General features: G+C 58.9%; 13 protein-coding genes. 8 read left to right on the top strand and 5 right to left on the bottom strand.

Features of this window, described 5'->3' with window-relative positions; all coding sequences use genetic code 11:
- The first annotated feature begins 8 nt into the window (after window positions 1–8).
- The 8 genes from FMM72_RS15615 (at window position 9) to FMM72_RS15585 (ending at window position 6,341) form a co-directional block, all read left to right on the top strand.
- Window positions 9–344 carry a hypothetical protein gene (locus FMM72_RS15615; protein ID WP_162221949.1) on the top strand — a complete coding sequence of 112 codons (336 nt, stop codon included), beginning with the start codon at window positions 9–11 and terminating at the stop codon, window positions 342–344.
- 36 nt (window positions 345–380) lie between these two features.
- Entirely contained in the window at window positions 381–1,091 is a 711-nt protein-coding gene (locus FMM72_RS15610) for a PHP domain-containing protein (protein WP_162221948.1), read from the top strand.
- Window positions 1,088–1,444 (top strand): NusG domain II-containing protein, encoded by a 357-nt coding sequence (locus FMM72_RS15605; protein ID WP_162221947.1) that lies wholly within the window; start codon window positions 1,088–1,090, stop codon window positions 1,442–1,444. The genes FMM72_RS15610 and FMM72_RS15605 overlap by 4 nt, the downstream gene beginning before the upstream one ends.
- A gap of 336 nt (window positions 1,445–1,780) precedes the next feature.
- Window positions 1,781–1,906 (top strand): hypothetical protein, encoded by a 126-nt coding sequence (locus FMM72_RS17440; RefSeq protein ID WP_257432060.1) that lies wholly within the window; start codon window positions 1,781–1,783, stop codon window positions 1,904–1,906.
- A complete protein-coding gene (locus FMM72_RS15600) occupies window positions 1,903–2,805 on the top strand; it encodes a DMT family transporter (protein WP_162221946.1) in 903 nt (300 codons plus the stop codon). The genes FMM72_RS17440 and FMM72_RS15600 overlap by 4 nt, the downstream gene beginning before the upstream one ends.
- 4 nt (window positions 2,806–2,809) lie before the next feature.
- Complete coding sequence (locus FMM72_RS15595) at window positions 2,810–3,919, top strand: AI-2E family transporter (protein ID WP_162221945.1); 1,110 nt, start codon at window positions 2,810–2,812, stop codon at window positions 3,917–3,919.
- Between the two features lie 506 nt (window positions 3,920–4,425).
- The gene (moaA, locus tag FMM72_RS15590; protein ID WP_162221944.1) at window positions 4,426–5,394 is read left to right on the top strand and encodes a GTP 3',8-cyclase MoaA; all 969 of its coding nucleotides are present in this window, start codon (window positions 4,426–4,428) and stop codon (window positions 5,392–5,394) included.
- Between the two features lie 5 nt (window positions 5,395–5,399).
- Window positions 5,400–6,341 (top strand): MOSC domain-containing protein, encoded by a 942-nt coding sequence (locus tag FMM72_RS15585; RefSeq protein WP_162221943.1) that lies wholly within the window; start codon window positions 5,400–5,402, stop codon window positions 6,339–6,341.
- 82 nt (window positions 6,342–6,423) lie between these two features.
- Here FMM72_RS15585 and FMM72_RS15580 read toward each other — a convergent pair whose 3' ends face one another.
- The 5 genes from FMM72_RS15580 to FMM72_RS15560 form a co-directional block, all read right to left on the bottom strand.
- Window positions 6,424–7,803, bottom strand: coding sequence for a 2-hydroxyacyl-CoA dehydratase (locus FMM72_RS15580; RefSeq protein ID WP_162221942.1), 1,380 nt, complete (start codon window positions 7,801–7,803; stop codon window positions 6,424–6,426).
- Window positions 7,796–10,759, bottom strand: a complete 2,964-nt coding sequence (locus FMM72_RS15575; protein ID WP_162221941.1) for an acyl-CoA dehydratase activase — start codon at window positions 10,757–10,759, stop codon at window positions 7,796–7,798. Before FMM72_RS15575 ends, FMM72_RS15580 begins: the two co-directional genes overlap by 8 nt.
- Window positions 10,760–11,055: 296 nt before the next feature.
- On the bottom strand, window positions 11,056–11,679 hold the full coding sequence (locus FMM72_RS15570; RefSeq protein WP_162221940.1) for a V-type ATP synthase subunit D: 624 nt from the start codon (window positions 11,677–11,679) through the stop codon (window positions 11,056–11,058).
- Window positions 11,680–11,715: 36 nt separating this feature from the next.
- Window positions 11,716–13,113 carry a V-type ATP synthase subunit B gene (locus tag FMM72_RS15565; protein ID WP_162221939.1) on the bottom strand — a complete coding sequence of 466 codons (1,398 nt, stop codon included), beginning with the start codon at window positions 13,111–13,113 and terminating at the stop codon, window positions 11,716–11,718.
- Between the two features lie 14 nt (window positions 13,114–13,127).
- Window positions 13,128–14,888, bottom strand: coding sequence for a V-type ATP synthase subunit A (locus tag FMM72_RS15560; RefSeq protein WP_162221938.1), 1,761 nt, complete (start codon window positions 14,886–14,888; stop codon window positions 13,128–13,130).
- Window positions 14,889–14,894 lie beyond the last annotated feature (6 nt).

Below are 14,894 nucleotides of genomic sequence, written 5' to 3'. Positions count from 1 at the left end.
GCTTGACCATGACAGTCTGTGAAGCTGCAAATACCCTGCATTTTGAAATATTGACCGGCGGCGGCGCGCTCGACCGCCCGATTGAAAGCGTTTACTCCTGCGACCTGCTTTCGTTCGTCATGGGCCGCGCGCCCGCCGACAGCGCATGGGCGACGGTGATGGGCAATGTCAACGCAATGGCCGTCGCCGTGCTGGCGGATGTTGCATGTGTTGTGCTCGCCGAAGGCGCGGCGCTCGACGACGACGCGCGCGCCAAGGCCGAACAGAATGATATTGCCGTATTGCGCAGCAGCGACCCGGTATTTGAAACGTGCCTTGCGATTCATACTCTGCTCAAAGGCTGACGGCGGGCTGCCCGCCGCGGAAAGGGGGGAGCGGCCATGCGTCCCGTGTTTTATGATTTGCATATTCATTCCTGCCTGTCGCCCTGCGGCGACCAGGACATGACGCCGAACAATATTGTCAATATGGCGCTGCTCAAAGAGCTTGAGCTGATCGCGCTGACCGACCACAACTCCTGTAAAAACTGCCCGGCAATTATGAAGGCGGCAGCCGGCACAGGACTTGTCGTACTGCCGGGCATGGAGCTGACGACTGCCGAAGAGGCGCATATCGTCTGTCTGTTTCCGGCGCTTGAGAACGCGCTCGCCTTTGATACATTTGTACATGACCGCCTGGCGCCCGTCAAAAATGTGCCGGATATCTTCGGCGAACAGCTTATCCTTGATGAAAACGACGATCCGGTCGGGTATGAGGACCTTTTGCTCGTCAACGCTACCCTGATCGGCGTCGACGAAGCGCCCGCAGCCGTGGCACAGTTTGGCGGGCTGTGCTTTCCGGCGCACATTGACCGGCCGAGCAACAGCATTCTGTCAAACCTGGGGTTTATCCCACCGGAATGCGGTTTTCACGCCCTTGAGGTCGCCCGGCCCGACGCCTTTTTTGCAGACGGCGCGCACAGCGGCCTATGGGAGGGCTATACAATTGTGACAAGCTCTGACGCGCACGATCTGGGCAATATCTCCGAGCGCGTGCGTTGTATCCACCTTGAAACCATCGACTATGCCGGACTGGCGGCGCGTTTATTATGAAAAAACGGGAATGGATTATTGTCGCGACGCTGTTGGCGGTCTGTATCGCGGCGGCTTTTTTTCTTTACCGCCCCAGGCAGGCGGCGGGAGGCGTTGTCGCTGTCATCTCCGTGGATGGGCAGGAGCTGCGCCGCATCGACCTGTCGGAAAATGGAACATATACGTTTCGTATCGAGGAGGAAACCGGCAAGCCGGTTTCTTTTGAGGTACAGGATGGGCGTATCCGCTTTATTGATGTTACCTGTCCCGACCACCTCTGCGAACAGACAGGCTGGTGCCAAAATCCCGGCGACCGCGCCGTATGCCTGCCAAACCGCACATCACTGATCTGTTACGACAAGGCTTCCCTATAAGCGCGTCCGCCGTTTTCCGTATCCTTCGCGGCGCAGCCTGCATAAGCGCAGCGCCCGCCCCGCTGTTCGCGGCGCAGCCGAACTAAGTTTTTCGCCGAGGCCTTTTTTCAAAAAGGCCGGAAAGTTTTTTGCCAAGCTTTTTTTCAAAAAAGGTATGTGGTATACTAATTAAAAATGGGCCGCGGCAGCGCGGCTCCTGAGAGGTATTTTGCGATGCACGGACATGACCCGGAAAAAAAGGTTATTGACTTTGACAGGCTTCGCCAGATGCGAAGGGAACAGGGACGCGCACGAAAACGCACCGTCCGCAGGGTGATCGCAGGGGCGGCCGCGGCATTGCTGCTGATCGCGACATTTTTGTTCTTTCAGCTCCGCGAGGCCTTTTCAGGCGGTGGCTTCTGGCAGAATTTCAACGCGTCCGCACCCGCGGCGCATACGGAAGGTTCGGAGCACAGCGCATGAAACGGGAACGGCTTTATATTGTCCTCGCGCTTGTCACCATCTGTTTTTGGGGGACAACCTTTGTTTCAACCAAAATCCTGCTTGACGTGCTTTCGCCTGTCCAAATCATGCTGCTGCGCTATGTGATTGCGTATGTGTCGCTGCTTGCAATCCATCCGAAAATCCACCGGCCGGAAAGCCTTTCTCTGGAGCTTCGCTATGTCGCGGCCGCTCTGTTTGGCAGCACGCTTTACTTTCTGGCGGAAAACTTTGCGCTTTCCTTCACTCAGGCGGCCAATGTCAGCCTGCTTATCTCCGCAGCTCCGATCCTGACATCGGTCGTCGCGCATCTGGCTACGCGCGACGAACATCTGACACGCCATGCAGTCAGCGGTTTCTTTGTCGCTATGGCCGGCATCGCGCTTGTTGTCTTTAATGGCAGCTTTGTTCTCAAGCTATCGCCAAAAGGCGATCTGCTCGCGGTCGCCGCAGCCCTGTCCTGGGCGTTTTATTCCGTGATTCTGCGCGGTATCCACTCCCGCTATCCGCCTGTCTATGTCACGCGGCGCATCTTCTTTTATTCCATCCTGACTATGCTGCCATGCCTGCTGTTTGATTTTGCGCCGTTTGATGCAACTGTGCTTAGGGAGCCGCTGATTTGGGGTAATCTGCTGTTTTTGGGCTTGATCGCATCGTCGCTGTGCTATGTGCTCTGGAACTATGTTGTCGCGCGGCTCGGTGCGGTTCGTTCCAACAACTTTGTTTATTTAAATCCCCTCATTACAATGATTGCCTCTGTCATCGTGCTGCACGAACGCATCACGCTCTTGATGATTGCAGGCGCCCTATTGATTTTGCTTGGCGTCATTGTATCGGAGGGGACACTGTTAAAGCGGCGGGAATCTGCTGCTCAGAGGTGATTCATTGGACAAAAAACAAATCAAAGGGTATTGTACCGTCGCTGCATTTACCGTTGTGCTCTACTTTGTCCTGAGCCATCCGGAACGCGTAGGACAGGTCGTTTCAGCGGCTGTCCGCCTGCTCATGCCGTTTTTTATTGGTGTGATTCTGGCGTTCGTCCTCAACGGTGTGATGGAAACGTTTGAAAAGCATGTGTTTGCCAGCCTGCCGCGTCGTTTTCCACAGCGTGCCGGTCTTGTACGGCCGCTTTCGCTGATCTGCACATATCTGTTGGTTTTAACGGCGTTGGTCGTACTTGGCTGGACGGTCGTCCCCCAGCTCGGCGAAAGTGCTATCACGCTCGGCCGTAATATCCCGGCTTATCTCAACTCGCTTGCCGAGCTTGCAGCGCGTTTTCAGCATGAATGGGTGTTGCCGCCCGAATTTTACGAACAGCTCACGGGCTGGCTGTCCAGCCTGGCTGATTTCCTGCTCAATTTCATCGCTGAATTTGTGCCGCATGTGCTTGATTTTGCCGCGTCCTTTGGCGGCGGTATTGTAACGCTCGTCATTGGCGTGATTGTCTCGATTCATATTCTGCTTACAAAGGAGCAGCTTCTTTCCCAGTTACGCCGGCTTAACCGGGCGTTTCTGCCGCCCAAGGCCGCGGACAGCATTGCCGGCGCCGCTTGCGTCGCAGCCGGTACTTTCCGCCGCTATGTCAGCGGCCAGGCGCTTGATGCGCTGATCGTCGGCGCGGTCAGCGTGATCGGCCTGTCGATCCTGCGGTTCCCATACGCCGTGCTGATCGGCGTTGTCATGGGCGTCACAAATGTAATCCCGTTTTTCGGCCCGTTTATCGGCGCGGTTCCTGGGGTGCTCATCCTTTTGATGGCGGATCCGATCAAAACAATCTGGTATATTCTGTTTGTGGTGATCGTCCAGCAGGTTGACGGCAATATCATCGCCCCCAAGGTGATCGGGGGGTCGGTCGGCCTGCCGCCGCTTTGGGTGTTGTTTGCCGTCACTGTGGGCGGCAATCTGTTCGGCGTCGCCGGTATGATTCTTGGCGTCCCGCTCTTTGCCACGATCTATATTCTGCTCGGACGCGCCGTGCGCGCCCGCAATGCCTGATTCGGCCTTTTTAAAAAAAGGCCCCCGCTTTTTTGAAAAAAAGCTTGGCAAAAAACTTTCCGGCCTTTTTGAAAAAAGGCCTCAGCGAAAAACTTAGTTCGGCTGTGCCGCGAATAGTGGGGCGGGGTTCAGATTTTTACAGGCTGCGCCGCGAACAGTGGGGCAGGGTGGGTCGCCCCTATCCCATGGACCCAACCCCGGGGTGGGCGCAGTTTAACAATTCCCCTTCAGACGTTTTGGCGTGCGCCCGATACAATCGCGCCAGGCAGAGGTGGGGATAACATAAGGGGAGGCGTCGCTCGACCCTCCCCTTGTGAGGCGCGCTGAGGGGCGCTGCCGCGGCTTGTCCGCGCCCGGCGCTATAGCGCCCGGAGAGCCCCGAATAGCCGGCCGGGCAAGCGCAGCGCCCGGCGGTGAGTGACCCGCGCACGGGTCACGCGCGCCCCAGCGCCCGGCGGTGAGTAATCCGCGCACGGGTCGCGCGCGCCAAGAGGGAGGTAAAAGACATGATAGATTCCTGCGGACGCCGCATCGATTATATGCGTGTATCCATCACGGACCGATGCAATCTGCGCTGTCGGTATTGTATGCCGGAGGACCAACCGTTTATTGAACACGACCAAATCCTGCGCTATGAGGAAATCATCCGCGTCTGCCGTGCCGCGACAAAACTTGGTGTGCGCAATATCAAGATTACCGGCGGCGAACCGCTTGTACGGCGCGGCTGCTGCGGGCTGATTGAACAGATCAAGGCGCTGCCTGGCATTGAGCATGTCACGGTCACGACAAACGGTGTGCTGCTCACTCCGGTTGTGCCGCGTTTTCGTGAAGCTGGCGTGGACGGCGTCAACATCAGCCTTGATACGCTGCGGCCTGACATATACGCCAGGATCACCGGACGCGACAGCTTTGACGACGTATGGCGCGGACTGCACGCGGCTGTCGACGCCGGGCTGCGTGTCAAGATCAATTGTGTGCCGCTCTCCGGCGTCAACGAGGACGAATTGTGCAGCCTGGCCATGCTTGCGCGGGACTGGCCAATCGACGTGCGTTTTATCGAAATGATGCCGATCGGTATGGGCGGTTCTATGAAGCCTGTTCCGGTTGAAACGGTGCGTGCGCGCGTGCATGATGCGTTCCCGGATTTAAGGCCCGATCCGAAAAAACATGGGTTCGGCCCTGCGCATTATTTCACCTGTGGCGCGCTGAAAGGTTCCATCGGCTTTATTGAAGCTGTTTCACACAGTTTTTGTACCGGCTGTAACCGTGTGCGTCTGACAAGCGAGGGGTTTTTCAAGCTTTGCCTTTATCATGACGACGGCGCAGATCTGCGCGCGCTGCTGCGCAGCGGCGCGGATGAGGACGAGATCGCCGAGGCGATGCGCCGCGCCATTCTGAAAAAACCGCGCGCACATGCGTTTATACCAGGTCAAACCGCCGGGGAATCGCGCGGTATGTCACAAATAGGAGGGTGATCCATATGGGAATTGTCAGGGCTGTCTGCGTCAGCGACCGGCGCGGCATTCAAAAAATTGATGTGGGCGCGGCAACTTTTGCGCCGGACTGCGGCATCGTCAACGACGCGCACCGCGGAACATGGCACCGTCAGATAAGCCTGCTTTCCTACGACAAAATTGAGGAATTCAAACGCCGCGGCGCGGATGTCGGCCCCGGGGCGTTCGGTGAAAATCTGGTCGTGGAGGGCTTTGATTTCCGCAGCATGCCGGTCGGCACGCGGTTTCAATGCGGCGACGTGCTTTTGGAAATGACGCAGATCGGTAAGGAATGCCACTCCCACTGTCAGATTTATCACAAGATGGGCGACTGTATCATGCCGCGCGAAGGCGTGTTCGCACGCGTGCTGCACGGCGGAACCATCTCCGTCGGCGACGAGATGACCGCCACCCCGCCGGCGGCCGACGCGCCGCTGCGCGCCGCCGTCGTCACCCTCAGCGACAAGGGCGCCGCGGGCGAACGCGTCGATGAAAGCGGTCCTGCTGCTGTCGAACTGTTGCAGCAGGCCGGTTATGATATCATTGAAACGCTGATCCTGCCGGATGAGCAAAAGCGCATCGAGACAGAACTCATCCGTCTTTCCGACGGACGCCAGGCTGACCTTGTCATTACGACGGGCGGCACCGGCTTTTCCGCGCGCGACTGTACGCCCGAGGCGACGCTCGCCGTCGCCACGCGCAACGCCCCAGGTATTGCCGAGGCAATCCGCGCCGAGTCGGCGCGCCACACCGACCGCGCGATGCTCAGCCGAGGCGCGTCCGTCATCCGGGGCGGCACGCTGATCGTAAACCTGCCCGGCAGCCCGCGCGCCGTCCGCGAAAGTCTGACGTTCATCCTGCCGGCGCTCGGCCACGGCGTGCGCATCCTCAAGGGCACGGCCTCTGAATGCGCACGGCCTCAGACGTGACCTGCAGCCGCCGCGCCGGATAAAAGCTGAAAAAGGCCCCGCGCCAGTCCGAAGGACTGGCGCGGGGCCTTTTTTAACAGGCTTAAACCCGGCTGCTTGACGAAGTAGGCGTTGGATTAAGAAACGGGTTGTACACAGGCGTATTCGCGCTGTCATATTCGTTTTCATGCTGCGGCATCGGGACTGTTTTGTCCGCGGCGGCCTGCTCCGCGATGGATGCGGCGTTCGCCAGCATCAGCTTGATACGGTTTTCCTGGTTGATCTTTGTCGCGCCAGGATCGTAATCGACCGCCACAATGTTCGACTGCGGGTTGCGCTCCTTAATAACGCGCATCATCCCTTTGCCGACGATATGGTTCGGCAGGCAGCCGAATGGCTGGGTACAGACGATGTTACCGGCGCCCTGCTCAATCAGCTCGAGCATCTCGGCCGTCAGAAGCCAGCCCTCGCCCATTTTGACGCCATGGCTGATATAGCCGCGCACCAGCTCCACCGTATGCGGGAAATATCCGCCGGGGCGGAAGGTGCCTTCGGCATTGACCGCGTCGATGACGTCACGCTGTTTTTTCACCAGCATGTTGTATACCATACGGAACACAAACGTCTTGGCAGCGCTCATCAGGCCGTAGAGCTTGTGGTCGTTGAGGTGGTTGTAGACGCAGTAAAGACAAAAATCGAGAAGCCCTGGGACAACGACCTCCACGCCTTCGGACAGAAGGAAATCTTCAAGGTTATTGTTGCCCAGCGGTGAAAACTTGACATAGATCTCCCCGACGACGCCCACGCGGATTTTTTCGGTTTTCTCACGCGGCAGGGCGGCAAAATCGCGGATGATCGCGTTGTAATTGCGGCGCACGCGCTTATAGCTGACAAGCCCGCGCCCCTTCATATCGTCTGTCAGGCGGTTTGCCCACTCGTCCACAAGCGCGTCCGTCGCGCCCTGCTCCAATTCATACGGACGGCACTGGTTGGCCAGCAGCATCAGCAGATCTCCATAATTGAGCGCGTAAAACACGCGGTCGAGCATCATCGGCGTCAGCTTAAAGCCGGGGTTTTTCTCCATGCCGTTGGCGCTGAGCGACACGACCGGGATATAGCCGTAGCCGCTTTTTTTGAGCGCCTTGCGCAGCAGATGGATATAGTTTGACGCGCGGCAGCCGCCGCCTGTCTGTGTGATGAGCAGGGCGACCTTATGCAGGTCGTATTTGCCCGACTCAAGCGCGTCGATCATCTGCCCGATGACAAGCAAGGCAGGGTAACAGGTGTCGTTATGCACGTTGCGCAGGCCGCTGTCTACGACGTTCTGGCCGCTGTTTTCCAAGAGCTCGGCCTTGTAGCCGTATTCGCGCAGGATGTTGATCATCAGCTTGAAGTGGATGGGCAGCATCGTCGGCACCAGGATGGTATAATCGCGTTTCATTTCCTTTGTAAAAAGGACGCGTCCGTCATTTTGCTCAGGCATGGACCCGCCTCCTTTCCTCCACAGCCTCCAGGAGGCTGCGGATACGGATTTTTACCGCGCCCAGATTTGATATCTCGTCGATTTTAAGCTGTGTGTACAGCTTGCCGCCGTCCTCCAGGATGGCGCGCACCTCGTCGGTTGTGATGGCGTCAATGCCGCAGCCGAATGACACGAGCTGTACGAGTTCCATATCCGGCTGACGCGTCACATATTTGGCGGCGTTATAGAGGCGTGCATGATACGTCCACTGATTGAGGACATGCACGCGCACCGGCTCCTCCAGATCGGCCACACAGTCCTCACTGACAACGGCGATATGAAACGACGCGATCAGCGCGTCGATGCCGTGGCTGATCTCCGGATCGATGTGGTACGGCCGGCCCGCCAGCACAACAATCCTGCGGCCGGCCGCGCGCGCCTCGTCGATGATGCGCCGGCCCTCGGCCTTTACATCCTGCATCCACTGGTCATACGCCGCATAGGCTGCGTCGGCCGCCGCGCGTACCTCGCTCTGCGTGATATCCGGGAACACAGCCGCCAGCGCGCCGCGTATCTTATCCGCGAATTTCTTCGGGCGGTGCACGGCGACATGCGGATACAAAAAGTGTACGTCAGGCTCGTTTAATTCCGCGACGTTTGAATGAAGCAGCTCGGGATAGTAGGCGACGACCGGGCAATTGAAGTGGTTATCGCCCTTCTCCTCGTCGAAATTGTATGTCATGCACGGATAAAAGATCGTTTTGACGCCGCGCTCCAAAAGATCCGCGATATGCCCGTGCATCAGCTTGGCTGGATAGCAGACCGTATCGGAGGGGATAGAGAACTGTCCTTTGATATAAGTTTCACGCGTCGATACGCCGCTGATCACAACCTCGAAGCCGAGCTTTGTGAGAAACGCGTGCCAGAACGGCAGGTTTTCAAGCATATTCAGCCCGAGCGGCAGGCCGATTTTCCCGCGCGGACCCGGCACGGGCGCAAGCGACAGCAGCTTTTGCAGCTTCCAGGCGTACATATTGGCCGGCGCTTCGGCAGCTGCGCGGCCGAGCGGACGCTCGCAGCGGTTTCCGGAGATAAATTTGCGTCCGCCGCCGAAGGTGTTGACTGTCAGATTGCAGTGGTTTCCGCACAATCCGCAGACAGCGGAGCGCGACTCATGCCGAAAGTCCCTGAGCGCCCCGGCCGTGATGACGGCCGACTGCTCAAGTCCCAGCTCGCGCGCGTAAAGCGCCGCGCCGAACGCGCCCATCAATCCGGCGATCTGCGGACGGATGACGTCGTGGCCAAGCTCCATCTCAAAGCTGCGCAGCACCGCGTCGTTTAAAAACGTGCCGCCCTGTACGACGATATTCTCCCCAAGCTCCTTGGCGGAATGGGCGCGGATCACCTTGTAGATCGCGTTTTTCACGACCGACATCGATATGCCCGCGGAAATGTCCTCGACGGACGCGCCTTCCTTCTGCGCCTGCTTCACCGAGGAATTCATGAACACCGTGCAACGCGACCCGAGGTCGACCGGATAGCGCGCGAACAGCCCCAGCTTTGCAAACTGCTCGACGTCATAGCCCATCGACTGGGCGAATGTGCTGATAAACGACCCACAGCCCGACGAGCACGCCTCGTTGAGCATGATCGAATCGATCGAATCGTTGCGCACTTTAAAGCATTTGATATCCTGCCCGCCGATATCGAGGATGAAGTCGACATCGGGATTGAAAAAGCGCGCGGCTTTAAAATGCGCCATCGTCTCGACAAGGCCCGCGTCAAGCGTAAACGCGTTTTTCACCAGCTCCTCGCCGTAACCGGTCGCCGCGCCGCCGCGGATTTGGACGCGGCCCTCGCAGCGCGGCAGCAGCGACCCAAGCTCGGCGCGCACTAGCTCGACGGGATTGCCGCGGTTGGCGCTGTAAAAATCGTAAAGGATTCGTCCGTCCTCGGCGATCAGCACAAGCTTTGTCGTCGTGCTGCCGCAGTCTATGCCGAGATACGCCGCCCCCTCGTATGTATCAAGATCGGCGCGCCCAACGGACGCCTTTGCATGGCGGTTTAAAAACGCGGCGTAGTCGTCGAGGTTTTCAAACAGCGGGCGCAGATGGCGCGAAGCGGGCGTTTCATTTGTTGTATCCTCGATTTTCGCCACAAGCTCGTCATACGTCAGCGGGCCGGCGGCTTTTTCGGCGTACAGCGCGCTGCCGAGCGCGACGGCATAGCGCCCCATATCGGGGAATACGGCGTTTCCGGGTGAAAGGCCAAGCGAGCGCACGAACTCGCGCTGAAGGGCCTTGAAGAAATAAAGCGGACCGCCCAGAAAAAGCACCTTACCAGTGATGCGGCGTCCCTGCGCCAGGCCGGTGATCGTCTGGTCGACGACGGCCTTGAAGATGGAAGCGGCGATATCCTCCTTGCGCGCGCCCTGGTTTAAAAGCGGCTGGATATCGGATTTCGCAAACACGCCGCAGCGCGACGCGATGGTATAGAGCTTCTCGCTGCCAAGCGCGAGCGTGTCGAGCTCGCCGGGCGTAACGTCGAGCAGCGTGGCCATCTGATCGATAAACGCGCCCGTCCCGCCGGCGCACGAGCCGTTCATGCGCTCCTCAAGCCCGCCGGTGAAAAAGATAATTTTCGCGTCCTCGCCGCCAAGCTCGATGACGCAGTCGGTGTCGGGCGCATACGCCTTGATCACCTCGCCGGTGGCAAAAACCTCCTGGATAAACGGCAGGCCCGCCGCCTTGGCGACGCCAAGCCCCGCCGAGCCGGACAGCGCCACACGCACCGGCTGGCCGCCGATGACGTCGCGCGCCATACGGATAAGCTCCAGAGTCTTTGGCCGCACCTGCGACATATGACGCTCATATTGTTGATAGACGACTTCGCCGTCTTTTACGATGATAACCTTGACCGTCGTCGAGCCGATGTCGACGCCGATTGTCAGCGGGCGAACACAGTCCGTCCTGTCCATGATAGAGCACCCCTCTTTGAAATCCCATGTCGGGCGAACGCCGTTTATTCCATTTCCGGGGAAATAAAAAAACGGACAAAACCGCCATGCGGCGGCTGTTTACACTATCTTAACATGTTTGCGGCGCACGGTCAATTTGCGTCTGCGCTTAAATTGTTGGCAGTTCGCGCTGAATTTGGGGGAATGTGCACAAATTTACTATACTTTAAAAAGAAAAAAATTTTACCCAGAAGATACCGCCGCGGCCAGCCGGATTTTGTCCGCAGCCAGCGGACATCGGCGGGCCGCGGCGTCCGTCATTCCTTTTTCATCTTAGCCGCCTTGATCACCTTCAGGCGTGAAAATTCCTCGCGGTCCTTCTCCTCAAGCGCGTCGGTGATAAAGCGCGCTGTCTCGCGATAGCGCGGGATCACAATATTCTCCAGGGCGTTCGCGCGGCGCTGCGTCTTGCGGATGGCGTTGGCCAGACGGTAAACGCTGTTTTCTACTTCGGCCAGCAGCGCCGTGACGCGCTTTGCCTTCTGAAAGCAGACATACGCGTAATCAAAGCGTGAATTCGTATGGTCAAAGCCGTAGCACATGCGGATTTCGCTCTCCGCCAACCGCACATTCGGGATTTCAACGCCCATGACGCTGCGATAGGTGATCGTCACGCCGTCCTCAACCGGCACGGCCATGGCCGTCTCCTGTACGACGCCGAGCGTGACGTTCGCCTCCTGGAGCGCCTCATAGGCGCTGTGGTACGTCTGGCTGATCTCGCCACGCAGCGATTTGACCTGGTCGATCAGCAGCATCATTTCCCGAATCAGAATATTGCGCTTGCGGTCGAGCAGATCAAAGCCGAGCGTTGACAGCTCCAGCGATTTCTGGATAGCGATCAGGCTTCCCTTGGTCGGCGTCACATTCAGTTCGTTCGGCATGGATATTTACCCCCTTCCCGCAGAGTGGCCGGCGCGTCAGACGCCGAACCGCTTGGCCGCCTCGTCCGGCTTGTAAAACTGCTCAAGCGTGTTCGAATCGACGCGGTCAAGCTCCTCGCGCGGCAGCAACGACAACAGCGCCCACCCGAGATCGAGCGTCTGCTCGATGGAACGGTTCTCGTCAAACCGCTGGCGCACAAAATGCTTTTCAAACATCCGCCCAAACGTCATATATTTCTGATCGGCGGGGGAAAGCTCCTCCTCGCCGATGACAGACGCGAGGGCGCGCGCGTCCTGCACGCGCGAATACGCGGCGAACAGCTGGTTGGAGCAGTCGGAGTGGTCGGCGCGTGTGTACCCTTCGCCGATGCCGTCTTTCATCAGACGCGACAGCGACGGCAGCACCGAAACCGGCGGATAGACGCCTGTCTGGTCAAGCTGGCGGTCGAGCACGATCTGCCCCTCCGTGATGTAGCCCGTGAGGTCCGGCACCGGATGGGTGATATCGTCGTTGGGCATTGTGAGAATCGGCACCTGCGTCACCGAACCGCCGCTGCCCTCGATGATGCCCGCCCGCTCGTAAAGCGACGCAAGATCCGAATACAGATACCCCGGAAAGCCCTTTCGCCCGGGGATCTCGCCTTTTGAGGAGCTGAACTCGCGCAGCGCCTCACAGTAGGCGGTGATATCGGTCATGATGACCAGCACATGCATCCCGCGCTCAAACGCAAGGTATTCCGCCACAGTCAGCGCGCAGCGCGGCGTCAGGATGCGCTCGATAATCGGATCGTTTGAAAGGTTTAAAAACATGACAACGCGATCCATCACGCCGCTGTCCTCAAACGAACGGCGGAAATAGTCGGCGATATCGTTTTTAACGCCCATCGCCGCAAACACAATCACAAAATTGTCGGCGCCCGGCCCGGAAAGGCGCGCCTGGCGCACCATCTGCACAGCGAGCTTATTGTGATTCATGCCGGAGCCTGAGAAAATGGGCAGCTTTTGCCCACGGATCAGCGTGGCAAGCCCGTCGATCGACGAGATGCCCGTGTTGATATAATTGCGCGGGTAAACACGCTCCACCGGGTTCATCGGCATTCCGTTGATATCCGCGGACTGCTCACAGAACAGCTCGCCAAGCCCGTCGATCGGGCGGCCGGAGCCTGAGAAGGTGCGCCCGAGCACCTCGGGCGAAAGCGGCATCTCCATCGGGTGGCCGAGCAGCGTTGTCTTTGTGTTTTCCAGCGACATGCCGCGCGTTCCCTCGAATACCTGGATCACGGCGCGCTCGCCCATCAGCTCCACAATGCGGCCAAAGCGGGTTTCGCCGCTTGTCAGGCGCAGCGAAACCATCTCCTCAAACGAGGCGGAGGGCACGCCGTCCAGTACGACCAGCGGGCCGTTGATCTCATGAAGCCCTATAAACTGTAACATCCATCCGCCTCCCTTCAAAGCGTCTGCGCGAGCTTGGCGATCCAGTCGTCGATCTCGCGGTAATAACCGTCAAACATGTCAAGGCGGTCGTTCGGCACGTCGTATTTGATCTTGACCAGCTTGTCGGGCAGGCCCGTTTCTGTAATTTCAGAGACGGGAAGGCCCTTTTCAACGACGGCCCTGGCCTTATCGTAAAAGTAGAGGATGACCTCCATCATCTTCATCTGCTTATTAAGCGGCACATAGGTGTCGTCGCGATGGTAGGCGTTCTGCTGGAGCAGGCCGACGCGGATGATGCGCGCGACCTCCAGCACAAGCTTCTGATCGTCGGGCAGCACGTCCTCGCCGATCAGCTTGACAATCTCCATCAGCTTGTTTTCCTCAAGCAGCACTGTTGAAACACGCTGCCGACGCGCCAGAAAATCGGGCGAAATATGTTTTGCATACCATGGCGCAAGATCGTCAAGGTATTCGCTGTAGCTGGTCGTCCAGTTGATGGCGGGGTAGTGGCGCGCGTAGGCGAGCGCCTTGTCAAGCGCCCAGAAGCAGCGGACAAACCGTTTTGTATTCTGCGTGACCGGCTCGGAGAAGTCGGCGCCCTGCGGCGAAACCGCGCCGATAATTGTGACGGAGCCTTCGGCGCCGCAAAGCGCCTGCATATAGCCGGCGCGCTCGTAAAACTGCGAGATGCGGCTTGAAAGGTAAGCCGGGAAGCCCTCCTCGGCGGGCATTTCCTCCAGCCGCCCGGAAATCTCACGCAGCGCCTCCGCCCAGCGCGACGTTGAATCGGCCATGATCGCGACGTGATAGCCCATGTCGCGGTAATACTCCGCGAGTGTGATGCCTGTATAGATCGACGCCTCGCGCGCCGCCACCGGCATGTTTGACGTGTTGGCAATCAGCACGGTGCGGTCGGTCAGCGGCTTTTTGCTTTTAGGGTCCTCAAGCTCGCCGAACTCCTTGAGCACCTGCGTCATCTCGTTGCCGCGTTCGCCGCAGCCGATATACACAATGATATCCGCGTCGCTCCACTTGGCGAGCTGGTGCTGCGTCATTGTCTTGCCCGTCCCAAAGCCGCCGGGGATCGCGGCTGTGCCGCCCTTGGCGACAGGGAACAGCGTATCGATGACGCGCTGCCCGGTGATGAGCGGCCGGTCGATCGGCAGGCGGCGCGCCACAGGGCGCGGCTCACGGATCGGCCAGAGCTGCGTGAGCGAAAGCGGATGCATATGCCCTTCATCGTCCCGCAGCATAAGCAGCGTTTCGCCGGCCGTATACGCGCCGTCCGGCCTGACGTCCACGGCTGTCCCGGAAAGCCCTGGCGGCACCATCGCGCGGTGCTCGATGATCGATGTTTCCGGACAAACCGCGAAAATCCGGCCGCCTGTCAGCCGGTCGCCCTCCTGGACGCACATTGTAACGTCCCATTTTTTCTGCATATCGAGCGCCGGCAAATCACCGCCCGCCGGGATAAATGCGCCGTTTGCGGCGGCAATTTCGCGCAGCGGCCGTTCAATGCCGTCAAAGATATTGGAAAGGATGCCCGGCCCGAGCGCCGCGCACATCGGCCCGCCCGTCCCCTCGACCGGCTCGCCGGGGCGCATACCAGTGGTCCCCTCATAAACCTGGATGGTCGTCTCGTCGCTGCCGACGCTGATGACCTCGCCGATCAGGCGCTTATGGCCGACAAACACCTTTTCCTGCATTTGCAGCGCGCCGGCCTCCTTGACCTTGACGACCGGCCCGTTGATGGAATAAACCGTATTCTGCGCCACCGGCAA

This window comes from Anaerotruncus colihominis (assembly GCF_010206195.1).
Classification (GTDB): domain Bacteria; phylum Bacillota; class Clostridia; order Oscillospirales; family Ruminococcaceae; genus Anaerotruncus; species Anaerotruncus colihominis_A.
This window is presented reverse-complemented; position numbering and strand designations above follow the sequence as displayed.

What these genes read in the sequence shown, in the direction of transcription:
- FMM72_RS15580 (WP_162221942.1), bottom strand. Translation starts at nt 7,803, where the DNA reads ATGCCTGAGCAAAATGACGGACGCGTCCTTTTTACAAAGGAAATGAAA.
- moaA (WP_162221944.1), top strand. Translation starts at nt 4,426, where the DNA reads ATGATAGATTCCTGCGGACGCCGCATCGATTATATGCGTGTATCCATC.
- FMM72_RS15600 (WP_162221946.1), top strand. Translation starts at nt 1,903, where the DNA reads ATGAAACGGGAACGGCTTTATATTGTCCTCGCGCTTGTCACCATCTGT.
- FMM72_RS15615 (WP_162221949.1), top strand. Translation starts at nt 9, where the DNA reads ATGACAGTCTGTGAAGCTGCAAATACCCTGCATTTTGAAATATTGACC.
- FMM72_RS15585 (WP_162221943.1), top strand. Translation starts at nt 5,400, where the DNA reads ATGGGAATTGTCAGGGCTGTCTGCGTCAGCGACCGGCGCGGCATTCAA.
- FMM72_RS15575 (WP_162221941.1), bottom strand. Translation starts at nt 10,759, where the DNA reads ATGGACAGGACGGACTGTGTTCGCCCGCTGACAATCGGCGTCGACATC.
- FMM72_RS15605 (WP_162221947.1), top strand. Translation starts at nt 1,088, where the DNA reads ATGAAAAAACGGGAATGGATTATTGTCGCGACGCTGTTGGCGGTCTGT.
- FMM72_RS15570 (WP_162221940.1), bottom strand. Translation starts at nt 11,679, where the DNA reads ATGCCGAACGAACTGAATGTGACGCCGACCAAGGGAAGCCTGATCGCT.
- FMM72_RS15565 (WP_162221939.1), bottom strand. Translation starts at nt 13,113, where the DNA reads ATGTTACAGTTTATAGGGCTTCATGAGATCAACGGCCCGCTGGTCGTA.
- FMM72_RS15610 (WP_162221948.1), top strand. Translation starts at nt 381, where the DNA reads ATGCGTCCCGTGTTTTATGATTTGCATATTCATTCCTGCCTGTCGCCC.